Source organism: Halomonas sp. AOP22-C1-8 (assembly GCF_052378905.1).
Taxonomy (GTDB): Bacteria; Pseudomonadota; Gammaproteobacteria; order Pseudomonadales; family Halomonadaceae; genus Vreelandella; species Vreelandella citrativorans.
In genome coordinates, this window is record NZ_JBQSYD010000011.1 from 42968 (window position 1) to 67330 (window position 24363).

Here is a 24363-nt window from a genome sequence, read left to right on the forward strand (position 1 = left end):
TATGCCTTTAAACCGTCGCCGCTTTTTAGCGCTGGCGCTTGGCTGGCCAGTAGTGGCCAGCGCTGCTACGTCAAATGCTACGCTAAACTCACAGCCGATAGACCTGGTTGAGACGTTACTGTCTCGGGCTCATTTGCCCCGCTACAGCAACGAAGTATGGTTATTGATAAATGATCAAGAATCTACGCTTAGCGTGTATCGTGGCGATACGCTGGTTGAGCTTTTTAGCCCGGTTTCGCTGGGTCGCTCAGGTGCAAAAACGCAGCGGGTAATGGGGGATAACGTTACGCCGCTGGGCGAATTTCGTATTAATCGTTTTAATTACGAAAGTCGATGGCATATCTTTATTGGTATCGATTATCCTACGCCGGCCCATGCGCGGATGGCGTTAGAAAATGGCATATACTCGCAACGCGATTATGAAGCCTATTTCGACTATTACCGCCGATATGGCCATCCTCCGCAAAATACGGCGCTGGGTGGAGCCATTGGTGTTCATGGTATCGGCAGTGCAGACCCTGATGTTCATAGCCGTTACCACTGGACTCAAGGGTGCGTGGCGGTAACAAATGAGCAAATTGAGCGAGTTGTGCAGCTTGTTGATATTGGCACTCGCGTCGTGATCGGCTAGTCTTATGTTGTTGAAGGAAGTAAGAGGTTTTCTACAAGTGGCTATAGACAAGCGTTGTGGTCTATTATAAAACAGCGTTTGACTAGCGTGCTCATGCACAAGTCACTGAAAAGAACCTGCACCGCAGGTAGACAAAGCGCAGCTAAGCAATTAGCCTAGGTTTGTCATACCCTTAACGTTGTACCCAAGGAAGACTCAAGGAGAACATTATGACTTTGAAAACGACTCTGAAAATGACCGCCGCTGCCGCTTCTCTGGCAATCCTGGCTGGCTGTGCTTCTACCAGCGCTCTGGAAGAAGTTCGCATGACTGCTGAATCTGCACAGGCTGATGCCGCAGAAGCACGCAGCATGGCTTCACAAGCTCTGAACACTGCAAACCAGGCACAGCGTGACGCGAATGCTGCACTGCAGATGACTGAGCAAAACCGTGAAGAAATGAACCGCATGTTCCAGCGCTCCATGCAGAAGTAATTCTGCTTGGACCACTGGGTTGATGTTTGACTCAGCGGTTGCTGAAGATGTAAAAAAACCCCGCCTCGGCGGGGTTTTTTTATTGCTTGTCTATTTTAGGTTAAGCATCTTCTTCAGTCATTTGTCGGTGGCTAAGTTCTACCTCCTCAAGCAGGCTGTTACGGCTGGCAGGCTCCTCTTCTACGGTTGGCTGTGCCTGAGGGCCATAAAGGGCTACAAAACGGCCGTTAGGTGATTCTACGGCGCTTTTTACTTTTGCATAGTCGACAGCTACCTGGTCTTCAGTTAGCGCATCAACGCGATCAATGGCATCCAGGAGCGGTTCAAAGTCACCCACGTTCTCTTCAAGCTGCGGGTAGGACTGCACGAACAGCGTGCCATCAGCTGCCCAGCCAGCTTTAAAAGGCGCATCCATCAAGTTTACTTGCGTACCGCTTGGCAGGCGCTCGTAGAGTGACTTAATGTCTTCAGGGTACATACGAATGCAGCCGCGGCTGGCGCGCATGCCAACGCCATCAGGGCGGTTGGTGCCATGAATCAGGTAGCTCGGCATAGCAAGCAGGATGGCATGTTCGCCCAAAGGGTTGTTCGGCCCAGCAGGCACTACGGAGGGAGCAGGCTCGCCGCGAGCGGCCGCTTCACGACGCATGGAGGCAGGAGGGGCCCACGCCGGATCTTTTACCTTAATGGTCGTGCGTGTAATGCCAACGGGGGTTGCAAACTCTTCACGGCCCACACTCACCGGATACGTTTCAACGATGCCCGGGTTGTTGGCAGGGTAGTAATACAGACGCAGCTCCGAAAGGTTAACAACAACCCCTTCACGTGGTGCGGGCGGTAAAATATATTGGGCTGGAATAACGATTTCCGTCCCTTCGCCAGGCACCCACATGCTGACACCGGGGTTGGCCATGCGGATTTCTTCGTAACCGATATTATGACGACGAGCGATATCAATGAGAGTCTCAGCAGGGTCATCAACCGTGATGGTATACGACTCACCGATAATGTCGCCTTGGTCAGGGAGTCGAAAATGCCCGCGGGGTAGTTCACGCGCGTCGGTAATCTGCTCAGCGCTTGCCACGGATTCATCGGCGATCGCGGGCGCATTTTCTGCTTGTTCAGATGCGGTTTGCGCATAAGCAGGGCCAGTAAGGGAGGCTGCCAACAATACTGCCAGGCTGGTAGGACCCCAAAGGTTGAATTTGTGACGAATGTTCATGATCTTTCCTAATAAGTTAGTGCACTGCTAGTACGCGTAAACGGGCAAACAATGGTTGCTTGCCGTCAGTTTGCCCCAAGGTTCACGCCGCCGCTACTTTTTGATTAAGGGTCGTTATAAGTGCTTCAACTTGCTCGAAACGCTGATCGCTGTTTTCCATGGTAAATTCAAACCGCAAGGTGTCTGCACCATCCAGGCGGTAGTGCTTGGGCGATGTTTGAATCAACGTAACCAGGGTGAGTGGGTCGACCTTCGTTGTGCCATCAAACAGCACCCGGCCACGGCTTTCGCCTGCTTCAATACGGCTAATGCCTAGCTGCTCTGCGCGTTGGCGTAGCTTTGTTTGACGTATCAGGTTCTTCAGCGGCTGTGGCAGTAGGCCGAAGCGGTCAATGAGCTCGACCTGTAGTTCTTTAAGCTCACTATCGCTTTGTGTATTGGCAATGCGCTTATACATAACAAGCCGCTGCTGTACATCATGAATATAGTCATCTGGAATCAGCGCTGGCAGGTTCAAGCTAATTTCTACGCCGGTATTGAAGGGCGCCTCAATATTAGGTGTTTTGCCAGCGCGGATTGCTTTCACTGCTCGATCCAGCATTTCCATATAAAGAGTATAGCCAATGGTTTCCATTTGGCCGCTTTGTTCATCTCCTAGCAGCTCACCTGCGCCACGAATTTCCATATCGTGGCTTGCCAGAGTAAACCCAGCGCCAAGGTCATCAGAGGCGCTTATAGCCTCAAGGCGTTTAACCGCATCGCGCGTGATGGCCTTGGGAGGAGGCGTAAGCAGGTAAGCATAGGCCTGGTGGTGGCTGCGGCCTACGCGCCCTCGTAGTTGGTGCAACTGCGCTAGGCCAAACTTGTCGGCTCGCTCTATGATAATGGTATTGGCGCTGGGTACGTCAATGCCGGTTTCAATGATCGTTGAGCATACCAATACATTAAAACGGCGATGATAAAAGTCCGACATTACGCGTTCAAGGCTGCGTTCTGGGAGCTGGCCATGCGCCACGGCTACGCGAGCTTCTGGCACCAGCTCGCGGATCTGTTGAGCCGCGTTTTCAATCGTCTTTACTTCGTTGTGAAGGAAGTAGACCTGACCACCGCGAAGTATTTCCCGTAGCAGGGCTTCTTTGATAATGCTGTTATCACGCTGCTGTACAAACGTCTTAACTGACAAGCGGCGAGTGGGCGGTGTCGCAATAATAGAAAGATCCCGAATACCGCTCATGGCCATATTGAGTGTGCGTGGGATGGGGGTGGCAGTGAGGGTTAGAATATCAATCTCTGCACGCAGGGTTTTAAGCTTTTCTTTTTGCGCAACGCCAAAGCGGTGCTCTTCGTCGATAATTAGCAGGCCCATCTGAGGTAGCTCAACATTTTTGGAGAGCAACTTATGGGTGCCAATCACGATATCGGTTTGACCGTTTTTGATGCTTTCGAGCGTCTGGGTCATCTCTTTGCCCGCCGTAAAGCGCGAGATCAAACGGATATTGACGGCCGTATCGGCAAAGCGGTCACGGAAGTTTTCAAAGTGCTGGCGGGCGAGCAGCGTGGTCGGCACGAGAACGACGACCTGGCGACCTGACTGCACGGCCAGAAACGCGGCACGCATGGCCACTTCGGTTTTACCAAACCCAACATCACCACATACCACGCGGTCCATGGGCTGCGGAGAAACCATGTCCTCAATGACGGCTTCAATGGCCGCTTGTTGATCAGGCGTTTCTTCAAACGGAAAGCTGGCGGAAAAGCGCACGTACTCATCGTTTGGCGCTTCATAGACAACCCCTTGCTGGGCTTCTCGTCTTGCGTAAACATCCAGCAATTCAGCGGCAGTATCGCGAATCTTTTCGGCCGCTTTACGGCGCGCCTTTTCCCACTGATCAGAACCAAGCTTATGCAGCGGTGCCAGCTCATCATCAGCGCCGCTGTAGCGTGAAATAAGGTGAAGGCTGTCAACGGGTACATAAAGCTTGGCGCCATCGGCGTAAGAGAGGGCTAAAAATTCGTTGGCCTGACCGCCGGCTGCGAGGGTTTCTAGCCCCAGGTAACGTCCTACCCCATGTGCCTGATGAACAACGGGTGCCCCTTCGCGTAGTTCCGAAAGGTGGCGAACCGCCAATTCATTATCATCAGTGGCTTTTTCACGCCGCCGGCTTTGGCGAACGACTTCGCCGAACAGTTCCGTTTCGCTAATAATGGCAAGGCTAGGGTCAGTAAGCCATAAGCCGCTATCTACCAGGCTTTCCGTGATCGCGAAGGGGTGTTGGCTTTTAAGAAATGACTGAAAGCTATCAAGATAAGGCAGTGACAGGGTGAGCGGTGCAAGCACTTCCTCTAATGCTTCGCGACGCCCGCGTGACTCAGCGACAAACAGGACCCGCGTATCAGGTTCGCTATTTAAAAAACCTTCCAATTCGCTCAGCGGCTGTTTGGCGCGTGCATTGATGGCCAGCGGCGGAAGCGCTTTTGCTTCCGGCATTAAGGCATGGCGATGCGCTTCGTCTTCAGTGAGTTCAATACGAGGGCGTGATTTGATCGCCGAAAATACATCATTAACCGGGAAAAATGCCCGGCCAGGCGGCAGTAGTGGGCGGGTAGGGTCAACGCCCAGGTTGATGTGGCGTGCCTCAATGGATTGCCAGTGTTGTTCGGCGGCCTGAAAAACGCCGGGTAGCAGTGCTACCCGCGTATCATCGGTTACGTGATCAAACAAAGACGCCGTTTCGTCAAAAAACAGCGGCAAATAGTGCTCGAGCCCAGGCGAGGGGATGGCTTTAAGAGCGTCGTTATAGAGCGGGCACTGGCGAGGGTCGACGTCGAACAGGGTTTCAAATTGCTCGCGAAAGCAGGCGATTGCGCTGCGGCTAAGCGAGTACTCATGGGCAGGAAGTAGTTCCAACGTGTCTATCTTGCCCGTTGAGCGTTGACTGCCAGGGTCGAAATGACGAAGTGTGTCGATCTCATCATCAAATAAGTCGATACGAATCGGCTCATCCATTCCCATCGCAAAAAGATCAATGAGTGCGCCGCGTATGGCGTATTCGCCAGGCTCGTACACGGTTTCAACGGCGCGATACCCTGCCCGGGTAAGCGACTCCCTAAAGGTATCCCGATTAAGCTTGGCGCCCGCGTTCAGCGTCATCACGCGTCCTGCGATATACGAGACGGGGGGAAGGCGCTGCATTAATGTATTAATAGGCACCAATGCAATGCCGCGTACACCGTCTTGTAGCTGGCGTAATGTGCGCAAGCGTGCTGAGACGATATCCTGATGCGGAGAAAAACTGTCGTAGGGGAGGGTTTCCCAATCAGGGAATGGCAGTACAGGGACATCGCTGTAGAACGCCAGGTCTTGTTCCAGGCGTTGAGCGCTGGCCGTGTTGGGGGTAATTACCAGCAGCGGGGCGCTAGAAGCTACCTGGGCTAACGCCAGTGCAGACGCACTACCCGGGGGCGCGGTCCAGAAAAGCGTGTCGCGGGCCCCGTGTGGCTGAGGCGGTTCGAGCAGAGAGAATGAGGGCATAGTCAGGTCATTTTGCGCTGAAACGGATATTGGATCATACACGATCGCCTCTTTCAGTTAGAGGGCCAAAACATTACTGTTACTGTGAGAGCCTATTTTGTGTTTGTAGTCAAACCTCTATTTCTGTAATACCCCTACAACGTGTGCGACCATCCTTCCATTGCGAGTAGCTAATAAGGCCGGGATAATGCGCCTGAAACCTTTTATCACTACCTTATCATTACCCAATGAGGCCGCATGTGAGTCAGCAAGCTCTCGAAAACGTTTTTGAGGAATGGCAGAACAACCAGGCTCTGGCCGAACAGATGATCCCGCTTGTTGGGCGCCTTTATCGGCATAACAATGTTGTGGCTACCATGTTTGGGCGCTCACTGATCAATCAGTCCGTTATTCGTATCCTGAAAGATCATCGGTTTGTGCGCAAAATTGAAGGGACAGAATTGTCGGTTGAGGACACCTTCCCCATCGTTGAAGCGATGAGCGCGCTTAATCTGGGGCCTGCTCATGTTGATGTGGGTAAGCTGGCGGTCATGCTTAAAAAGCAGGGCGGTGGTGATGTAAACGCATTCTTGCATAACGAACTGCAGGATATTATTGGCGGTTATCAGCCGGGAGCCAGTAAAGGCGAGCCGCAGGATGTTGTGCTTTACGGTTTTGGGCGCATTGGTCGTCTGTTGGCGCGCGTACTGGTTGAAAAAGCCGGTGGCGGAAACCTGTTGCGTTTGCGCGCGATTGTGGTGCGTGGGCGTGGCGATGTGGGTAAAGACCTTGAGAAGCGTGCCAGCTTACTGCGTCGTGACTCGGTGCATGGCCCGTTTGAAGGCACTATTTCTGTTGATGCCGAAGCGCGTACGCTTACTGTAAATGGCAATGTGGTTCAGGTTATTTACGCTGACTCACCCAGCGAAATCGATTACACCACTTATGGCATCAAAAACGCGGTCATTGTTGATAATACCGGTATTTGGCGCGATGAGGCTGGCTTGGGTCAGCACTTGGAGTGTAAAGGCGTGGCCAAGGCGCTACTAACGGCGCCAGGTAAGGGCGATATTAAAAATATCGTTTACGGTGTTAACCACGCGACCATTGGTGAGAATGACCGTATTGTATCGGCGGCTTCCTGTACCACCAATGCCATTGTGCCCGTTCTAAAGGTGCTCAATGATCAGTACGGGGTCACCACCGGTCATGTGGAAACTGTTCATGCTTACACTAACGACCAGAACCTGATTGATAACTATCATAAGGGTGATCGTCGTGGCCGCAGTGCGGCGCTTAACATGGTGTTAACCGAAACGGGTGCAGCCAAAGCCGCAGCAAAAGCGCTACCTGAATTGGAAGGCAAGCTAACGGGCAATGCGATTCGCGTGCCGACGCCGAACGTTTCGATGGCCATTTTGAATCTGACGTTAGATAAGCCAACCGATGCTGCCGCGCTGAATGACTATTTGCGCCGTATGTCCATTGATTCGTCTTATCAGAAGCAGATTGATTACGTGGACTCTGCTGAAGTGGTTTCATCGGACTTCGTTGGCAACCGCCATGCTGGCATCGTGGACGCAAAAGCAACGATTGCTAACGGTAATCACGTGGTTGTGTACGTGTGGTACGACAATGAGTTTGGTTACAGCTGCCAGGTTATTCGTATCCTGCAGCAAATGTCGAACGTACAGTTTTTAAAACTGCCACGCCACGCATAGTGCCTCTATGCCGGTGAATTAGCTGCGGAATAGCTTTTTCCATCGCGTCTGGATTGCTTAACGCCACCTTCGGGTGGCGTTTTTAATTGTAAAATCAAGTGTCATGGATGGCATGTAACACTTTATGTGGGCATCAGGGATGTGGTCATTGTCCGCGCTTATCTTTATAATGTTGTAGATTTTTCGGGGTGGTTCAAGCGTGCTTGGGCCTGACTGGTAACGATCTGACAGAAAACAACAATTCACTGAACAGAAAATAAGCATTCGAACCCCTTACCTTCGTATATCCGATCCATCAACTGGGCGAGACTATGATCGAAGTCAAAAAAGGCCTGGATCTCCCCATCACGGGAGCGCCCGAGCAGCGTATTGAAGATGCGCAGCCTGTGCGTTACGTGGCAATCCTGGGCACTGACTACGTTGGCATGAAGCCAACCATGGAAGTTCAGGAAGGGGATAAGGTCAAACTGGGCCAGCTGCTCTTTACCGATAAAAAAATTGAGGGTGTCCGTTTTACGGCACCTGCAAGCGGTGAAGTAGTATCCATTAACCGTGGCGAAAAGCGTCGCCTGCTATCTGTCGTTATTAAAGTTGACGAGAATGAAGAAGCGATGGCATTTGCTTCTCATGATCGCGCTTCTTTAGCGCAGCTTGACCGACAGTTGGTCGTTGACCAGCTCGTTGAGTCGGGGCTTTGGACAGCGTTACGCACACGTCCTTTCTCTCGCACGCCAGCTATTGATAGCATTCCTGCTGATATCTTTGTAACGGCCGTGGATACCCACCCGTTAAGCGCTGATCCAGCAATTGTCATCAATGAAGAAACCCAGGCATTTGAAGACGGCCTCAAGGTGCTAACACGCCTGACCGAGGGCAACGTTTTTCTGTGCACGGGGTCTGATGCCAATATCCCTGGCGAGGATATTGACGGTGTGAAAACCGAAAGTTTTGCCGGTCCGCATCCTGCGGGTCTAGTGGGTACGCATATCCATTATCTTTCGCCAGTCGCGCTGCACAAACAAGTCTGGCATATCGGTTATCAGGATGTGATCGCGTTTGGTAAGCTCTTTGCCGAAGGCAAGCTGCATACAACTCGTGTTGTCGCTGTTGGCGGCCCACGCGCTGAAAAACCTCGTCTTCTGCGGACCCGCTTGGGAGCAAGTACCCAAGAGTTTTTGGCAGATGAAGTCATCAAACCCGATGACACCCGAGTAATTTCCGGCTCGGTTTTTTCGGGCTTCTCGGCGGAAGGTCACCTGACCTACCTGGGGCGTTTCAGCAATCAGATTAGCTTGCTTGAAGAGGGCAACAAGCGTGCCTTGTTAGGCTGGCTTTCTCTTGGGGCCGATCGTCACTCGATTCTGGGTATTTACCTCTCGCGTATTAAAGGCCTGCGTAACTACGCGCCTACCACGTCGACCAATGGCTCTGAACGTGCCATGGTGCCGATTGGTACTTACGAGACGGTAATGCCGCTGGATATCATGCCGACTCAGCTGCTGCGCTCGCTGATCGTGGGCGACATTGAAGTTGCCATGCAACTTGGGTGTCTGGAGCTAGACGAAGAGGATCTGGCGCTGTGCACATACGTTTGCCCCGGCAAATATGAGTATGGCCCTATCCTGCGTGACAACCTCGCCATGATCGAGAAAGAGGCCTGATAATGGGTATTCGACAAACACTCGATAATCTCGAGCCGCATTTCCATAAAGGCGGTAAGTACGAAAAGTTCTACCCGCTTTATGAAGCCGTAGATACGATTTTCTACTCACCCCCAAGCGTTGCCAAAACAACGTCGTTCGTGCGCGATGGTATCGACCTGAAGCGCATTATGATCACCGTTTGGCTGTGTACTTTCCCGGCAATGTTCTTTGGTATGTGGAACGCGGGTTGGCAAGCCAACGTGGCTATTGATGCAGGCTATGCCTCCATGGGTGGCTGGCGTGAAGCGATCCTGATGACCTTGGCTGGCGGGCATGATGCGGGTAGCTTGTGGTCCAACTTTGTTCTTGGTGCCACGTACTTCCTGCCTATCTACCTGGTCACTTTTGCCATTGGTGGTTTCTGGGAAGTACTGTTTGCCATCAAGCGTGGCCATGAAGTTAATGAAGGTTTCTTCGTTACTTCAGTGCTCTTTGCGCTGATTCTTCCGGCCACTATTCCGCTTTGGCAGGTAGCGCTGGGTATCACCTTTGGTGTCGTGATCGGTAAGGAAATTTTTGGCGGTACGGGCAAAAACTTCCTGAACCCGGCGCTTACGGGTCGTGCCTTCCTCTACTTCGCCTATCCTGCGCAAATTTCCGGCGACGCCATTTGGGTGCCCGCTGATGGTTATACGGGTGCAACGGTACTTTCGATGGCGTTCCAGGACGGCATGGGTGCAGTCACTAATGCGTTTAGCTGGTGGGATGCCTTCATTGGCTTTATTCCAGGCTCAGTAGGTGAGGTGTCGACGCTTGCGATCCTTGTCGGCGCATTGGTGCTGCTCTACACGCGTATTGCCTCGTGGCGAATAATGCTTGGCGTGTTCCTGGGAATGGTAGCCACCAGTACGTTGTTTAATCTGATTGGCTCCGATACCAACCCCATGTTTGCCATGCCGTGGTATTGGCACTTCGTGATAGGTGGGTTTGCATTCGGTATGGTCTTTATGGCTACTGACCCCGTCTCTGCTTCCATGACGACCCAGGGCCGTTTGATATTTGGTGCGCTCATTGGTGTACTGACGGTACTGATTCGCGTGGTTAACCCTGCCTTCCCCGAAGGCATCATGTTGGCAATTCTCTTTGCTAACCTGTTTGCACCATTGATTGACCACTTCTTCGTCCAGGCCAATATAAAACGCCGTATCAAGCGTACTGGCGTTCCGGCCGAGGAGACTGCCTAATGGCACAAGGTAATAACTCAATCAAGAAGATCCTGATTGTCGCGTTTTCATTGTGTATCGTGTGTTCGGTAATCGTTTCGACGGCCGCCGTGGCACTACGACCTGCGCAGCAGCTCAATCAGGAATTAGATCGTAAAACCAACATCCTTAACGTGGCGCGTTTATACGAGCCGGGAATGGATGTAGAGGAAGCGTTCCGGACCCAAATTACGGCGCGTGTGGTTGAGCTTGAAACCGGTGAGTATACCGATGAGTTTGACCCCGAAACGTTTGATGGGTTTGAAGCATCACGTGATCCGGCAACCGGCCGCACGCTGTCCGGAGACCGCGATATCGCCGGGCTTTCTCGGGTTGAAAATTACGCGACTGTTTATTTGGTCGGTAATGCAGACGACCCAGACCAAATCGTATTGCCGATTCGTGGGCAAGGCCTGTGGGGCCGGATGATGGGCTTTTTGTCGATCGAAGGCGACGGTAATACTATCATCAGTATTACCTACTATGACCACAGTGAAACGCCGGGTCTGGGTGCTGAAGTGAACAACCCGCGTTGGCAAGCGCAGTGGGAAGGCAAAGAAATTTACGCTGAAGAAGGTTCTCTTTCGCCAGCCATCCACTTAACCAAAGGCGGCGCGAGTAACGAAAATGAAGTTGACGCGTTATCCGGTGCTACCCTCACCAGTAATGGTGTGACCAATATGCTGCAATTTTGGTTAAGCGAAGAAGGGTTTGGTCCGTACCTTGCGACATTCCGCAGTGGTGCTGATCCGGAAGATGCCGACAACACCGATACCGACTTCGAAGACGGTGAGGGGGCTTAATCATGGCGGACGTAAATGCAAAAAGCGTTTTAATAGCGCCTATTTTTCAGAACAACCCCATTGCACTTCAGATATTGGGGATCTGTTCTGCGCTGGCAGTAACGACCAGCATGAGCGTGTCGTTGGTAATGGCGTTAGCTGTTATTTTCGTAACATCGCTCTCAAGCTTTTTCGTATCATTGATTCGGAATCATATTCCTTCTTCGATCCGTATTATTGTGCAGATGACGATTATTGCTTCATTGGTAATCGTGGTTGACCAGATCCTCAAAGCCTATGCTTATGAAATGTCCAAGCAGCTGTCGGTATTTGTGGGTCTGATCATCACCAACTGCATTGTAATGGGTCGTGCGGAAGGCTTTGCCATGTCCAACACTCCCGGCATGTCTTTCCTGGACGGTATCGGAAATGGCTTGGGCTATGGGTTCGTGTTGCTGGTGGTTGGCTTCTTCCGTGAGCTGTTGGGTGCGGGTAGTGTGTTCGGTTTTACTATCCTGCCTACCGTTCAAGATGGTGGCTGGTATGTGCCTAACGGCCTGCTGCTGTTGCCTCCGTCCGCCTTCTTTATTATCGGCCTGATGATTTGGGTTATGCGCTCAATCGATCCAGGGCAGGTAGAAGAGACTGAGTTCAAGATGAAGGAAAACTCCAAGCCACAGGAGGCTGTGTAAAATGGAACACTATTTAAGCCTTTTCGTCGCTTCGGTTTTTGTTGAAAACCTGGCCTTGGCATTCTTTCTGGGGATGTGTACTTTTCTCGCGGTCTCCAAGAAGGTTTCCTCCGCGTTTGGCCTGGGCATTGCGGTTATTGTCGTCCTGACTATTTCAGTGCCTGTTAATAACCTGGTATTCAACCTTCTGCTTGCGCAAGGTGCGCTTTCCTGGACCGGTATTAGCGGTGCTGAGAACATTGACCTCTCATTCCTTGGGTTATTGAGCTATATCGGCGTCATTGCAGCACTAGTGCAAATCCTTGAAATGTTCTTGGATAAGTACGTGCCTGCACTGTATAACGCGCTTGGCGTATTCCTGCCGCTTATTACCGTCAACTGTGCCATCCTGGGTGGCGTGCTGTTCATGGTTGAGCGTAACTACAACTTCGGTGAATCCCTCGTTTATGGTTTTGGATCCGGTGTTGGTTGGGCGTTGGCTATTACGGCCTTGGCAGGTATCCGTGAAAGGCTGAAATACAGCGATGTGCCTGGTGGCTTGCAAGGGCTGGGTATTACTTTCATCACCGTAGGTCTGATGTCGTTGGGCTTTATGTCCTTCTCGGGCATTCAGCTCTAAACGGAGCCGGTTTTTCCCGGCGGCGCTCTGTGCTGCCGGGTTACAGGAAACCTCAGCAATAGGAAACCGACATGGTTGATACATCTGTCATCTTGCTCGGTGTTGTCATGTTCACGATCATCGTTATTAGCTTAACGGTGATCATTCTGGCAGCGCGCAGCAAGCTTGTGAGTAGCGGGGACGTGACGATTGAAGTTAATCACGACCCTGAGCACACCTTGACGACTCAGGCCGGTGGTAAGCTTTTAAACACCTTGGCGGCAAATGGTATTTTCCTCTCCTCGGCATGTGGTGGCGGTGGTTCTTGCGCCCAATGTAAATGCCGTGTGGAAGAGGGTGGTGGTTCCATTCTGCCGACTGAAGAGTCGCATTTCACCATGCGTGAAAAGAAAGAGGGCTGGCGGCTCTCTTGCCAGGTGCCCGTTAAGCAAGACATGAAGATCGAAGTACCTGAGGAAGTGTTCGGCGTTAAAAAGTGGGAAACCGAAGTTATCGCTAACCCTAACGTCGCGACCTTCATCAAGGAGCTGAACCTAAAACTGCCTGAAGGCGAAGAAGTTGCCTTCCGCGCGGGTGGTTATGTTCAGCTGGTTGCACCGCCTTACGATATTAAATTCTCCGATTTTGATATCGAGGAAGAGTATCGCGGCGATTGGGACAAGTTTGGAATTTTCAAGGTTGCCCATAAGAGCAATGAGGAAGTGATTCGCGCCTACTCTATGGCGAACTACCCGGAAGAGAAGGGTATCCTCAAGTTCAACATTCGTATTGCTACACCGCCCCCAGGCAGCAGTCATCCGCCGGGCCTAATGTCTACCTACGTCTTCAACTTGAAACCTGGTGACAAGGTGACCGTAATGGGTCCGTTTGGTGAGTTCTTCGCCAAGGATACCGACGCCGAAATGATCTTTATCGGTGGTGGTGCGGGTATGGCGCCGATGCGTAGCCATATCTTCGATCAGCTTAAGCGTCTTAAGTCTAAGCGTAAAATGTCTTTCTGGTACGGTGCACGCTCTTGGCGTGAAACCTTCTACAACGAAGAGTACGATCAGTTGGCAGAAGAGTTCCCGAATTTTGAATGGCATCTGGCGCTTTCTGATCCGCAGCCTGAAGATAATTGGGAAGGGCCGACGGGCTTTATCCATAATGTACTGTATGAAAACTATCTGAAGGACCATCCGGCGCCTGAAGATTGTGAATACTACATGTGTGGGCCGCCCATGATGAATGCTTCCGTGATTAAGCTGCTGCTTGATCTGGGGGTTGAGCCTGAAAATATCATGCTGGATGACTTCGGCGGGTAAGCGCTCTGGTAATCGAAAGTAGCCTTCGGGCACATTTGGGGCTGGCCGTAAGGTTGGCCCCATTTATTTTGAATAGACTCAAGCCTACGCTACCTTCGCTAATAGGTGCTGAGCGGTGAATAAGTGCTTGGCAGTTATCAGTACGTGGCAGCTAATAAGTATGTGTCAGCTAAGGTACAATTAAGGTATAGCGAGTATCTGGAAGGCACTAATTGCCTAAGCTGTTGTCGGTAGGTGGTGCATCCATAGCAATGCGGGGAGGTTAACATGGCGATTTGGCTACTGGTATTTGGCTTTATGGCGTTGATAATGTGCGCAATGGCGGTTGGCGTTTTAATGGGTCGTAAGCCTATCGCAGGTTCATGTGGCGGTTTAAACCAGATTGGTATGAAAGACGGCTGCGATATTTGTGGCGGTAAAGATGACGTATGCGAAGAGGAGAACCGCAAGCGAGGAAATGTGCGTCGCCGCAGTGATGAAAGCCGCGGAGCGGACTTGGGCTACGACGCTACACGGCGCTAGCACAATCCGTAACCGTATCGGAAAGAGAAAGAGTGCAGGGCGCAGCCGAGAGATCAGCTGCGCCTTATTATTGGGGAACGAGGAGACGCAGAGAGTATGGCGGTTCACAATTACGATGTCGTGGTTATTGGTACAGGCCCTGCAGGTGAAAGCGCGGCTATTAACGCCGCCAAGCACGGTAAGCGTGTAGCGATTATCGAAAAGCAGGCACAGGTAGGCGGTAACTGTACCCATTGGGGCACTATTCCCTCAAAAGCGTTGCGCCACCAGGTTAAGCAAATCATGGCGTTTAACACCAACCGAATGTTTCGCGATATTGGTGAGCCGCGCTGGTTTTCTTTCCCTAAAGTGATGGAGCGTTCGCGCGGCACGATTGATAAACAGGTAGAAATGCGTACTACCTTTTATGCTCGTAACCGAATCGACTTGTTTCATGGTATTGCGCGCTTTAAAGATGCGCATACCGTGGTTGTGCGCGACCAGCATGAAGGAATGGAAGAGCTGGTCGCCAAAAAAATTGTGATTGCTACCGGCTCACGGCCCTATCGGCCCGCGGACATCAACTTCCGCCACCCACGTATCTACTGCTCTGACACCATTCTAAGCCTTTCTCATACACCGCGTACGTTAGTGATTTTTGGCGCTGGCGTTATCGGCTGTGAATATGCGTCAATTTTCTCAGGATTAGGCCTCAAGGTAGATCTCATCAACAACCGTGACAGCTTGCTTTCATTTCTTGATGATGAAATCAGTGATGCGCTCTCTTACCACCTGCGTAAACATGGCGTATTGATCCGTCATAACGAGGAATACGCGAGTGTAGAAGGTGATGAGTCTGGCGTTGTCGTGCATCTTAAGTCGGGCAAGAAGATCCGCGCTGATGCGTTCTTATGGGCCAATGGTCGCACGGGCAATACCGATAGCCTGGGGCTTGAGAATATTGGATTAGAAGCCAATGGGCGCGGCCAGCTCAGCGTTGATGAACACTACCGTACGACAATTCCGCATATTTATGCCGCCGGTGACGTGATCGGTTGGCCAAGCCTTGCCAGTGCCGCGTATGACCAGGGGCTAAACCTTTGCAACGAGCTGCTCGATAAAGAGTATCGCTTCGTCAACGATGTACCCACCGGCATTTACACTATTCCCGAAATTAGTTCGTTTGGACCTAACGAGCGCGAGTTGACTGAAGCCAAAGTGCCCTATGAAGTCGGAAAAGCGTTCTTTAAAGATACCGCGCGTGCGCAAATAACCGGCGATGTCGTGGGTATGCTGAAGATTCTCTTCCATCAGGATACGTTGGAAATCCTGGGGATCCACTGTTTTGGTGACCAGGCCTCCGAGATTCTACATATCGGCCAGGCCATTATGCAGCAGCCGGGTGAAGCCAATACGCTTAAGTACTTTGTGAACACAACCTTTAACTATCCAACGATGGCAGAAGCGTACCGAGTGGCAGCACAAAATGGCTTGAACAGAGTGTTTTAACGCGTTTTGGGTAGTGTAAAGCGCAGGTGTAGTGTCATACATCGCTGTGTGAAAGGGGCCACCAGAAATTGCGTGGCCCCTTTTGCATACTTAATATTCATCCAGTAACTGCTGCGCGCGTGCCTGCCAACTGCCGTCTATTGATGCTGCCTGCATCAAGGCGTTGCGTGCTTCGTCGGGCTTATCCTGTTGCAGCAGCAAAATACCCAGGTTGAGCCAAGCGGCCCCCATGTGTGCATCGTGCTGGGTCGCTGCATCAAAGGCTGTCATCGCTTCCTTGGGCTGGCTGTCGGCGTACAGCGCGTTGCCCAGCGCAAACTGCGCCAGTGGGTCAGTTGGGTAGCGGTTAACCAGGGCTTGCCAACTGCTTAGAGCTTCTTTGGGGCCGTGCGCTTCTTCGTAAGCGCTAATAGCCTCCAGTGCATTACGGGCACTAATGCCTTCCGGCAGAGTGCCGGGGTTGGCCACAATAAATCCCCAGCGACCACTGCGCGCCCAGGTCGCATCAAAGCGGCTAAACGACAACATATGTCGCTCACGTTCACCACTGCGCAGGATGAGCGTTTCATCAGGCAAATCAAATCCGATAGCCACCGAGTAGTGCCACATGGGATAAATAGGCAGTGACAGGTTCTGCATCACCACGACTGGGTCGCCGTTAGCCAAATGATTTAACAGTGCATCCATGGTACCGCGAATGGGGTAGGCAAGCTGTTGGTGGCGGCGAACGGTGGACAGCATTTCAGGTTGAACGCTACCGTCACGCCCTGGCAAGAATACTTGCGGAATCAGCTGGTCAACGCCCACCTCAACGCCTTGGTAGTTCAACACCATGGCAAGCGTTGCCGGGCCACACTGGTACTCGCTTTGGGCAAAAAACGGCACGGCACGATTTTCTACCTGAGGGGTCAAGGCTTCGTAGGTGCTGTCGAGTAAAATGGGGCTGCGGGCACAGGCAGAAAGCAGTAGGGCGAGCATAAAAACGCCCGCAAAGCGGGCGTAGGGTAGCAATGTTTTCATAGTGACTGGCTTAGCGGGTAAACGGATAAACGTCGGTTAAACCGAGAATATCAGTAATCAGCAAAATGATGAAAACGGCAAACAGGGCACCGATAACACCGCCGCCTGCACCGGCAGGCAACTGATCAAGCTGCTGAGCCATTTGCTGTGCTTCGGCATCGCTCAGAGCGGCAACGCGGGCGTCTACCTCATCAAGATCCACACCCTGCTTTAGCAGTTGGTCCTGTACATCGGCACGGGCCAGAATTTCGTTTATCCGCTCACGGTCAGCGCCGACACGATCACCTGCTAAAACAGACTGAGTTGAAACTAAATCCATGGATTGGGGGGCGGCAGGCGCAGCAGCGACGGGCAGGCTGGTGATCACTAGCGCCGCGATCAAGAGGGTAGAGAGGTAAGCGCGCAATGTTTTCATCGTCTTCTTCCTTAGAGACTGGTCAGGGGTATCGAGCATTGTGCTGCTCTAATCACTAGTATAGGAATAAAGAGGACAGGCTTTAAGTCTATTGTCCAATATGCTAATTATTTGCACTAATGCGATAGGTCCAGGCTGTTTCAGCAAGAATACCTTTTCCGCCTGCCATGGTCATCGCCAAGTCATGAAGGCCTGGCCATAAGGGCACGTTAGCGGCCCCTTTAACGGCTAAGTCCAGCCGTTGGGCCATCAAAAGCAGCTTGTGCAAACGCTTCATGGGAAGACGCTTTATGGCCTTTTGATAAGCGGGGCGGCGCTTGTCAAAAATCATTGGCTTTTGGGTTTTGCAGGCGTGCTCAAAACTTTGCCCTTGATCCAGGTGCTGATGCAAAGAGAGTAGCGTGCGCAACTCGCGGCTTAATGCCCATAGCACAATGGGCGCTTCGACCCCTTCGCTGCGCAGCCCCTGCACTATGCGTGAGGCGCGGCTAACCTCACCTTTCAAGCAGGCATCTGCCAGGTTGAACACATCAAAGCGCGAGCTATCCTCTACGCCCTGGGCGATGCTCTCAACGTTTAAGCGGGTACCTTGCGGATGAATCAGTGAGAGTTTTTGAAGCTCCTGATCGGCGGCCAGCAGGTTACCCTCAGTACGCTCACCCAGTAGGCGCGCAGCCTCAAGGTCAATCTGCAGGCCATGCATTGATGCTCGATCACGTAGCCAGTAGCCCAAGCGAGAATTATCTACGGGCCATACGGGGACAAACAAACCATGCTTATCAAGGGCTTTAAACCAGACGCTTTTCTGCTGTTTGCCATCCAGCTTACCCATGCTGAGCAGCAGCATGTCGTCGCTGTTTGTGATGGTTTCAGCGTACTGCGCTAGTGCTTTGCTGCCTTCCTGGCCCAGTTTGTGGGTGCCCAAGCGAACTTCCATCAACTTGCTGGTTGCAAATAATGAAAGGTTGCTGGCGGCCTCCAGTAAGCGGCCCCAGGCAAAGTTGGCATCTATGTCCAGTACTTCGCGCTCTTCAATACCGGCTTGGCGCGCGGCGGCACGTACTGCATCACAGGCATCGCGGTGCTGGAGCGGCTCATCGCCCGCTACGATGACGACCTTAGGCAGCGCTTTACTTAAGGCCCCCGGCAATTGGTCGGCAAAAACCTTCACTCAACACCCTTAATGTTAACCAAGCGTTCCACAATACGTTGTGCTAGCTCCCGCGCAAGCGATTGCTCTGCTTCATTGAACAAGGTTTCACGATTGAGCAAATCATCATCGTTAACACGGATGGTTCTGCTGACAGATACGTTACTGCCGTTAAGCGCATATGCATTGGTCTGACGCTGTTGGACCGAGAGCGTTGTACTCAGCACCAGCTCGTGTTCACGGCTGGCGCGACTATCGCTACCAATGCGTCGCTCCAGTAAGGAAGGGGGGCCTAACGTGACGCGCCAAGGCGCGTCAGGTCTAATCTCCGTTCCTAACTGTGTCAGGCGTGCACGTAGCTGCTGGGCAGTGGTGCTATTAATGTCCCCTTCCAGCGTCAGCGCGGGCAGGCTGGGCATAGCGCCATGGCCGCGCAGATGAAAGCCGCAACCGCTGAGTAGCACCGCCGCTGAAGCGGCGATGCTGGTTGTCAAAAATGTGCGTCGATTCATCCGCTTACCACAATGTTTACCAGCTTGCCTGGCACGACAATCACTTTACGGACCGTTTTGTCTTCCAAGTGGCGCTGGACGTTTTCGTTTTCCATCGCCAGTTTCTCGATGGCTGCTTTATCTGCACTAGCCGGTGCTTCCAGGCGTGCACGTAACTTACCGTTTACTTGCACGACAAGTTCAATGCTATCGCGAGTAAGCGCTGCTTCGTCAAGCACTGGCCACTGCACTTCAATAGCGGGTTCTGCATGCCCCAGGTTCTGCCACAACTGATGGCACACGTGTGGAGTGATTGGGGAAAGCAGCAAGACACATGCTTCCAGCGTTTCACGGCTAACCGCTAAACCAAGCTCAGAGGTGTCATTAAACTTTCCAAGCGCGTTGGAAAGCTCCATGACTGCTGCGATAGCGGTATTAAAGGTGGTGCGGCGGCCAATATCGTCGCTGGCTTTCTTGATGGTTTCATGCGTTTTTCGACGCAGTGTTTTTTGGTCATCATTAAGCGCATCAACCTTCAGCTCACCCGGTGTGCCGGCTTCAAGATGCTCGCTCACTTGGCGCCAAATGCGCTTGATAAAGCGGTGCGCACCTTCAACACCTGAGTCAGACCATTCCAGCGACTGCTCGGGCGGCGCCGCAAACATCATGAACAAGCGAACGGTATCAGCACCGAACTTATCGATCATCGATTGCGGATCAACACCGTTATTTTTCGACTTGGACATTTTTTCGATGCCGCCCATCTCAACCGGCTGACCATCACTTATCAGGACAGCGCTTAGCGGACGGCCTTTCTCATCACGCTGAACGTCGACATCGTCCGGGTTGAACCACTGTTTGCCGCCGTTATCGGTATGGCGATAGTAGGTTTCTGCGATGACCATGCCTTGCGTAAGCAACTGCTGGAAGGGCTCATCAGAATCAACCAGGCCAAAGTCGCGCATCAGCTTATGGAAGAAACGTGCGTATAGCAGGTGCAAAATGGCGTGCTCGATACCGCCGATATAAAGATCGACCGGTAACCAGTAGTTGGCGCGATCGTCCAGCATGGCGTCATGATTATCGGCGCAGCAGAAGCGCGCAAAGTACCAGGAGGACTCCATAAAGGTGTCAAACGTATCGGTTTCGCGCACCCAACCATCGCCTAGGTCGGAAAACTCAGGCATTTTCTTGAGCGGTGAGCCGGAGGCGTCAACCGTCACTTCCATGGGAAGTGATACCGGGAGCTCTTCATCGGTCAGCGGAACGGTCTGGCCTTCCGGGCCGTATTTAACCGGAATCGGCGCGCCCCAATACCGCTGGCGGGCAACACCCCAATCGCGCAGGCGATAGTTGGTTTTAACCTCGCCACGGCCCATTTCGGCAAGTTTTGCGGCAATCGCGTCAAAGGCCTGCTCAAACTCCAAGCCATCGAACTCACCGGAATTGATCAGCGCACCATGCTCAATATACGCGGCTTCGGAAAGGTCGGGCGTATTGCCGTTTTCATCGGCAATAACAGGTTTAATATCGACACCGTACTTGGTGGCGAACTCCCAGTCGCGCTGGTCGTGGGCAGGTACTGCCATGACAGCGCCGGTGCCGAACTCCATAAGTACAAAGTTGGCCACAAACACCGGAACTTTAGCGCCGCTCAGCGGGTGAATGGCTACATGGCCGGTGGCCATGCCAAGTTTCTCTTTAGTGGCCATTTCAGCTTCTGAGGTGCCGCCTTTGACGCACTCTTCACAGAAGGCTGCCAGCGCTGTGTTTTGTTCTGCCGCCTGTTTGGCAAGCGGGTGGCCAGCGGCTACCGCGACGTAGGTAACCCCTGACAGTGTATCCGGGCGAGTGGTGTAAACGGCTAGTGGTTCAGCCGCGCTACCGTCTGCCGCTTCGATATCAAACGTCAGCTCAACGCCACGAGATTTACCAATCCAGTTGCGCTGCATGGTTTTGACCTGTTCAGGCCATTCTACTTTGTCCAGGTCGGTCAAAAGCTCATCGGCGTAGTCGGTGATCTTCAAGAACCACAGCGGAATTTCCTTACGCTCAACCAGCGCACCTGAGCGCCAGCCGCGGCCGTCAATGACCTGCTCATTGGCAAGTACGGTCTGATCAACCGGGTCCCAGTTCACTGTGGACATCTTCTTGTAAACCAGGCCTTTCTCGACCAATTTGGTAAAGAACCACTGTTCCCAGCGATAGTAGCTGGTATCGCAGGTGGCGAATTCGCGGCTCCAGTCGTAGGCAAAGCCTAGCGCTTTCAACTGGTTGCGCATGTAATCAATGTTTTGATACGTCCATTCCGCAGGCGGTACCTGGTTTTGGATCGCTGCATTTTCCGCAGGCATGCCAAAAGCGTCCCAGCCCATGGGCTGCATCACATTTTTACCCTGCATGCGCTGGAAACGTGAAATGACGTCGCCGATAGTATAGTTACGCACATGGCCCATATGCAGCTTGCCGCTGGGGTAGGGGAACATGGATAGGCAGTAAAACTTCTCGCGATTCGCGTCTTCTACTGCTTTGAAGCACTGATGATTGTCCCAGTACTGCTGGGCGTCACGTTCAATTTCACGAGGGCTATAGTGTGCGTCCATCGGTTTTTTTAATGCCTTGGCGTATTCGCCCAATAGGGCGCAAAGTGAATGGTAGATGACGACTGTCAGATAAGTAGTGTCGATTGTATCCTATGAAGGGGTATCCTTGAACGGCAAGCTGATGATAGGAAACACCTGCGTCGACAAAAGGAGAGGCATCATGAGTGAACAACACAATGACCACCGCTTGCGCGAAGGCTATGAGCGCTTGCTGGAGCGCATGCAGCATGGCGCAAATGACTTAACCTGGGACAATCTGCAAAAGGATTTAGACGACGCAGTCGCTTTTGAAGAGGAGCTTGAAGAGTACACGAAAGATGAGCTGGCCCTGCTGCGTGCTTGGGTTGAGCGCGACTTAAAAGATATGCGCCACTACCTGGCAGATACCGGGATGCAGGTCGCTACCTGGTTGGGCGTGGATATCAGTGGGCTTTCTCGTCGCGTTGCGGAGTCACTACTTTCCATCGCAGATCGAAGCATTGTAGAGCGTGAACGCTTTGATGAGGATCTTGAGGCAGCTCGGGCAGATTATTGCGAAGGTGAAATGGCGGCACCAGGCCTGATGGCCTGTGTCCACTGTGATACTCAGGTAATGCTGCCCCATGTGGCGCGCCTTGAGCCTTGCCATCAATGTGGTCACCGCTACTTTTATCGGTTTCCGAGTAAGGTTATCGAAACCTGAGCATTTCTCTAACCACTGTAAAATGGTGTGGGCAGGGAGGACGCGTCAGTAGCTCAATCTAGTCAGTTGGGTGGTCAGAGCAGGGGCTCACCGAAGGGGGTTGCCCCTGTTCCGTTGGTAATTCTGTGTGATGCAATAGGCGGGGAGCTACGTCACCAGATAGCTCATCGCAGTGATTGAGGCTAGCGAAAGTAGACTCATCACCGTTGCATAAAAAAGATTGTTTTTCATCATGTGGTAACCGTTGATCCCGTAGCGGCCCTGAAGGCTCAGGTTAATCCCTGATAAAGGCCCGACGCTGGTGCCCACGGCCCATGAACATAAACAGACAAACGCAAACAGAGTGTGCTCTCCACCGTGCAAACTTACGATGGAGGCCAGCACCGATACCCCAATAATCGGGTGGAGCCCCACCAGCGCACTCAGCACAATGCTGAGAAAACTCATCATGCCTTGCTGTGCGCCAAAGGTTTCGAATAGCGTCCAATCGTTGCCCGCTACGGCAGCCACAAGCGCTGAAAGCCCCAGCGTAAAAAGCCCAGCCGCTAAAAACAGTGAGACTTCTCCTCGCATGGCCGGGAGGCGTGTGGTGGTGTGTTGGCGAACACGCCACAACGTATAGCCGGTGCCTTCGCGCAGGTTATAGATCAAGGCAACGGCCGGGATCAAAAAGGTAATAATGCCAACAATTGAGAGTCTGGGCGTTAGCCAGAAATGAAACACCATGACCAACAAGGCCATGATCACGGGCATTAGTAGGCTGCGCGGTGCCAGAGAAAAGCCATACACCTCACGTAAATCAAATCGGCGGCCAAGTTCAAGCGTCGTTAGCAACCCGGAAATCATTGCTAATGGGAATCCAAAGAGTGCCACGTAGGAGTACTGCATCTGTGGTGCGAGTGCGATCACTATTCCCATGGAAGCAAAAAACGGTGACCACAGCGCGGCACTTGACAGCCCTCGATTCAATGCCAGGTACTGTGGAATCGTTAAAGGAGCCGTTCGTGCCAGTCGGTCACCGACCATAATAACGGTCGATATATTCAAAATCGTGCCCAGAAAATGCACGCCAAGCCAGGTACGTAATACGCCGCCACTGCCCGTTAAGCGTTTGCCAGGCGCTTTTTTTCGCCCTTGCTGTTTACCTACTAGGGAAATAAAGCTGACGCCTACCAGCATGGCCACTACAAAGGCATTGCCCTGCAGCATTGCGGGCCAATCCACGTGGTCATGGTAATAAAAACGCGCCACCAGCAGCATTAATATGCCCAAAACCATCAACACGCCGGCCTGAAAACGTGAGCGCTTGGGAATGTCCTTCCACAGCAATATCACGGCGAGCCACAACAAATAGCTCACTGCGTGCGCCGTGTTTATCAGACCGGTAAACCCAAGAACCTGTGCGATCAACCCAAGCAGAATCAGCACACCCGCCAAGCGCTGCCGAAAAGTCGTTTCTTGCATGCTAAACCCTTAAAGTGAATTAGCAGGCTAATAGGGTTGGTGCTGAAAGGCTAGTCGCAGCCGATATGCTATCAATAAATTGATGAGGTTTTTAATGAAAATAAGGTCAATGAACATCGCTGATTTAGACGAAGCTGCAAGCGTCCATTCACTGGCATTTCCTCGCCAAACGCATTCGTATGAATGGTTGGAATGCAGTCTCAGTGCCTCTCCTCGATTTCTTTGCTTTGTCGTAGAGGAGGAGTGTAGCGTTATTGGATATATTGTTTGGATGCAAAAAAGCGGCTTCCGCCCGGAGGCGGTTCTGGAGTTAGAGCAATTGGCAGTATTGCCAAATCGTCAAGGTAAAGGGGTTGGGAAAAATTTAATCGAAAATTCACTCCCTTTGGTTAAAGAGCAGCTGGCAAAACAGGGTTCCACGTTAAAGCACGTATTGGTCACCACTAGAGCGGATAACGTTGCTCAACGATTATATAGATCCACATTAGGCGCTGAGATTGAAGCCACTATTAGTAATTTATATTCATCAGACGAAGTGTTGATGATTGCGCGTAATGTTAATGGTGTTTCACAATGCGGGTATACAGGTATTGGTTGTAAACCGCCCAGCAATGAAAAAGCAGAAAGGTAACGACAAATCCAGAGGCGACGACTTTGATCATAAGGGA

General features: G+C 52.1%; 21 protein-coding genes. 13 read left to right on the forward strand and 8 right to left on the reverse strand.

Annotated elements, in window-relative coordinates; genetic code table 11:
- Nucleotide 1 precedes the first annotated feature (1 nt).
- Nucleotides 2–631, forward strand: coding sequence for a L,D-transpeptidase family protein (locus ACT3TY_RS07985; protein WP_087107518.1), 630 nt, complete (start codon nucleotides 2–4; stop codon nucleotides 629–631).
- A gap of 209 nt (nucleotides 632–840) precedes the next feature.
- Nucleotides 841–1104 carry an Lpp/OprI family alanine-zipper lipoprotein gene (locus ACT3TY_RS07990; RefSeq protein WP_087107516.1) on the forward strand — a complete coding sequence of 88 codons (264 nt, stop codon included), beginning with the start codon at nucleotides 841–843 and terminating at the stop codon, nucleotides 1102–1104.
- A 100-nt stretch (nucleotides 1105–1204) separates the two neighbouring features.
- Here ACT3TY_RS07990 and ACT3TY_RS07995 read toward each other — a convergent pair whose 3' ends face one another.
- Complete coding sequence (locus ACT3TY_RS07995; protein WP_087107514.1) at nucleotides 1205–2326, reverse strand: L,D-transpeptidase family protein; 1122 nt, start codon at nucleotides 2324–2326, stop codon at nucleotides 1205–1207.
- Between the two features lie 82 nt (nucleotides 2327–2408).
- Complete coding sequence (gene mfd / locus ACT3TY_RS08000; protein ID WP_444627848.1) at nucleotides 2409–5858, reverse strand: transcription-repair coupling factor; 3450 nt, start codon at nucleotides 5856–5858, stop codon at nucleotides 2409–2411.
- 239 nt (nucleotides 5859–6097) lie between these two features.
- Here mfd and ACT3TY_RS08005 point away from each other — a divergent pair, with 239 nt between their 5' ends.
- From ACT3TY_RS08005 to sthA, 9 genes are all read left to right on the forward strand, one after another.
- Complete coding sequence (locus ACT3TY_RS08005) at nucleotides 6098–7558, forward strand: glyceraldehyde-3-phosphate dehydrogenase (RefSeq protein ID WP_193053122.1); 1461 nt, start codon at nucleotides 6098–6100, stop codon at nucleotides 7556–7558.
- 311 nt (nucleotides 7559–7869) lie between these two features.
- Entirely contained in the window at nucleotides 7870–9219 is a 1350-nt protein-coding gene (locus ACT3TY_RS08010) for a Na(+)-translocating NADH-quinone reductase subunit A (RefSeq protein ID WP_441679455.1), read from the forward strand.
- Nucleotides 9220–9221: 2 nt separating this feature from the next.
- On the forward strand, nucleotides 9222–10445 hold the full coding sequence (locus ACT3TY_RS08015; protein ID WP_193053120.1) for an NADH:ubiquinone reductase (Na(+)-transporting) subunit B: 1224 nt from the start codon (nucleotides 9222–9224) through the stop codon (nucleotides 10443–10445).
- Nucleotides 10445–11266 (forward strand): Na(+)-translocating NADH-quinone reductase subunit C, encoded by an 822-nt coding sequence (locus tag ACT3TY_RS08020; protein ID WP_441679454.1) that lies wholly within the window; start codon nucleotides 10445–10447, stop codon nucleotides 11264–11266. The genes ACT3TY_RS08015 and ACT3TY_RS08020 overlap by 1 nt, the downstream gene beginning before the upstream one ends.
- A 2-nt stretch (nucleotides 11267–11268) precedes the next feature.
- Nucleotides 11269–11937: an NADH:ubiquinone reductase (Na(+)-transporting) subunit D gene (locus ACT3TY_RS08025; RefSeq protein ID WP_087107502.1), complete on the forward strand. Its 669-nt coding sequence runs from the start codon at nucleotides 11269–11271 to the stop codon at nucleotides 11935–11937.
- A 1-nt stretch (nucleotide 11938) separates the two neighbouring features.
- Nucleotides 11939–12556, forward strand: a complete 618-nt coding sequence (gene nqrE, locus ACT3TY_RS08030) for an NADH:ubiquinone reductase (Na(+)-transporting) subunit E (protein WP_087107500.1) — start codon at nucleotides 11939–11941, stop codon at nucleotides 12554–12556.
- A 71-nt stretch (nucleotides 12557–12627) separates the two neighbouring features.
- Nucleotides 12628–13860 (forward strand): NADH:ubiquinone reductase (Na(+)-transporting) subunit F, encoded by a 1233-nt coding sequence (nqrF, locus tag ACT3TY_RS08035; protein WP_444627849.1) that lies wholly within the window; start codon nucleotides 12628–12630, stop codon nucleotides 13858–13860.
- Nucleotides 13861–14127: 267 nt separating this feature from the next.
- The gene (gene nqrM, locus ACT3TY_RS08040; protein WP_087107496.1) at nucleotides 14128–14382 is read left to right on the forward strand and encodes a (Na+)-NQR maturation NqrM; all 255 of its coding nucleotides are present in this window, start codon (nucleotides 14128–14130) and stop codon (nucleotides 14380–14382) included.
- Nucleotides 14383–14478: 96 nt separating this feature from the next.
- On the forward strand, nucleotides 14479–15870 hold the full coding sequence (sthA, locus tag ACT3TY_RS08045) for a Si-specific NAD(P)(+) transhydrogenase (RefSeq protein WP_172118387.1): 1392 nt from the start codon (nucleotides 14479–14481) through the stop codon (nucleotides 15868–15870).
- Nucleotides 15871–15960: 90 nt separating this feature from the next.
- On the opposite strand, the gene ACT3TY_RS08050 is transcribed toward sthA, so the two are convergent.
- From ACT3TY_RS08050 to leuS, 5 genes are all read right to left on the reverse strand, one after another.
- Complete coding sequence (locus ACT3TY_RS08050; protein WP_444627850.1) at nucleotides 15961–16890, reverse strand: PA2778 family cysteine peptidase; 930 nt, start codon at nucleotides 16888–16890, stop codon at nucleotides 15961–15963.
- 10 nt (nucleotides 16891–16900) lie between these two features.
- Nucleotides 16901–17305, reverse strand: a complete 405-nt coding sequence (locus ACT3TY_RS08055; RefSeq protein ID WP_087107490.1) for a PA2779 family protein — start codon at nucleotides 17303–17305, stop codon at nucleotides 16901–16903.
- 103 nt (nucleotides 17306–17408) lie between these two features.
- Nucleotides 17409–18476 (reverse strand): DNA polymerase III subunit delta, encoded by a 1068-nt coding sequence (holA, locus tag ACT3TY_RS08060; RefSeq protein ID WP_087107488.1) that lies wholly within the window; start codon nucleotides 18474–18476, stop codon nucleotides 17409–17411.
- Nucleotides 18473–18967 carry an LPS-assembly lipoprotein LptE gene (locus ACT3TY_RS08065; protein WP_087107486.1) on the reverse strand — a complete coding sequence of 165 codons (495 nt, stop codon included), beginning with the start codon at nucleotides 18965–18967 and terminating at the stop codon, nucleotides 18473–18475. The genes holA and ACT3TY_RS08065 overlap by 4 nt, the downstream gene beginning before the upstream one ends.
- Nucleotides 18964–21549 carry a leucine--tRNA ligase gene (leuS, locus tag ACT3TY_RS08070; RefSeq protein ID WP_087107484.1) on the reverse strand — a complete coding sequence of 862 codons (2586 nt, stop codon included), beginning with the start codon at nucleotides 21547–21549 and terminating at the stop codon, nucleotides 18964–18966. The genes ACT3TY_RS08065 and leuS overlap by 4 nt, the downstream gene beginning before the upstream one ends.
- A 160-nt stretch (nucleotides 21550–21709) precedes the next feature.
- Between leuS and ACT3TY_RS08075 the strand changes: the two genes are divergently transcribed.
- Nucleotides 21710–22231: a zinc ribbon-containing protein gene (locus ACT3TY_RS08075; protein ID WP_087107482.1), complete on the forward strand. Its 522-nt coding sequence runs from the start codon at nucleotides 21710–21712 to the stop codon at nucleotides 22229–22231.
- A 147-nt stretch (nucleotides 22232–22378) separates the two neighbouring features.
- Here the strand turns inward: ACT3TY_RS08075 and ACT3TY_RS08080 are convergent, their stop codons facing one another.
- A complete protein-coding gene (locus tag ACT3TY_RS08080) occupies nucleotides 22379–23695 on the reverse strand; it encodes a hypothetical protein (protein ID WP_087107480.1) in 1317 nt (438 codons plus the stop codon).
- A gap of 109 nt (nucleotides 23696–23804) precedes the next feature.
- On the opposite strand from ACT3TY_RS08080, the gene ACT3TY_RS08085 reads away from it, so the two are divergent.
- A complete protein-coding gene (locus tag ACT3TY_RS08085; protein WP_087107479.1) occupies nucleotides 23805–24326 on the forward strand; it encodes a GNAT family N-acetyltransferase in 522 nt (173 codons plus the stop codon).
- Nucleotides 24327–24363 lie beyond the last annotated feature (37 nt).

Excerpts from the sequence above, each read along its gene's own strand:
- ACT3TY_RS08080 (WP_087107480.1), bottom strand. The coding sequence starts at position 23,695 with ATGCAAGAAACGACTTTTCGGCAGCGCTTGGCGGGTGTGCTGATTCTG.
- nqrF (WP_444627849.1), top strand. The coding sequence starts at position 12,628 with ATGGTTGATACATCTGTCATCTTGCTCGGTGTTGTCATGTTCACGATC.
- ACT3TY_RS08050 (WP_444627850.1), bottom strand. The coding sequence starts at position 16,890 with ATGAAAACATTGCTACCCTACGCCCGCTTTGCGGGCGTTTTTATGCTC.
- ACT3TY_RS08015 (WP_193053120.1), top strand. The coding sequence starts at position 9,222 with ATGGGTATTCGACAAACACTCGATAATCTCGAGCCGCATTTCCATAAA.
- ACT3TY_RS08010 (WP_441679455.1), top strand. The coding sequence starts at position 7,870 with ATGATCGAAGTCAAAAAAGGCCTGGATCTCCCCATCACGGGAGCGCCC.
- ACT3TY_RS07990 (WP_087107516.1), top strand. The coding sequence starts at position 841 with ATGACTTTGAAAACGACTCTGAAAATGACCGCCGCTGCCGCTTCTCTG.
- ACT3TY_RS08055 (WP_087107490.1), bottom strand. The coding sequence starts at position 17,305 with ATGAAAACATTGCGCGCTTACCTCTCTACCCTCTTGATCGCGGCGCTA.
- ACT3TY_RS08065 (WP_087107486.1), bottom strand. The coding sequence starts at position 18,967 with ATGAATCGACGCACATTTTTGACAACCAGCATCGCCGCTTCAGCGGCG.
- nqrM (WP_087107496.1), top strand. The coding sequence starts at position 14,128 with ATGGCGATTTGGCTACTGGTATTTGGCTTTATGGCGTTGATAATGTGC.
- ACT3TY_RS07985 (WP_087107518.1), top strand. The coding sequence starts at position 2 with ATGCCTTTAAACCGTCGCCGCTTTTTAGCGCTGGCGCTTGGCTGGCCA.
- ACT3TY_RS08075 (WP_087107482.1), top strand. The coding sequence starts at position 21,710 with ATGAGTGAACAACACAATGACCACCGCTTGCGCGAAGGCTATGAGCGC.
- mfd (WP_444627848.1), bottom strand. The coding sequence starts at position 5,858 with ATGCCCTCATTCTCTCTGCTCGAACCGCCTCAGCCACACGGGGCCCGC.
- sthA (WP_172118387.1), top strand. The coding sequence starts at position 14,479 with ATGGCGGTTCACAATTACGATGTCGTGGTTATTGGTACAGGCCCTGCA.
- ACT3TY_RS08025 (WP_087107502.1), top strand. The coding sequence starts at position 11,269 with ATGGCGGACGTAAATGCAAAAAGCGTTTTAATAGCGCCTATTTTTCAG.
- ACT3TY_RS08085 (WP_087107479.1), top strand. The coding sequence starts at position 23,805 with ATGAACATCGCTGATTTAGACGAAGCTGCAAGCGTCCATTCACTGGCA.
- leuS (WP_087107484.1), bottom strand. The coding sequence starts at position 21,549 with ATGGACGCACACTATAGCCCTCGTGAAATTGAACGTGACGCCCAGCAG.
- ACT3TY_RS07995 (WP_087107514.1), bottom strand. The coding sequence starts at position 2,326 with ATGAACATTCGTCACAAATTCAACCTTTGGGGTCCTACCAGCCTGGCA.
- nqrE (WP_087107500.1), top strand. The coding sequence starts at position 11,939 with ATGGAACACTATTTAAGCCTTTTCGTCGCTTCGGTTTTTGTTGAAAAC.
- ACT3TY_RS08020 (WP_441679454.1), top strand. The coding sequence starts at position 10,445 with ATGGCACAAGGTAATAACTCAATCAAGAAGATCCTGATTGTCGCGTTT.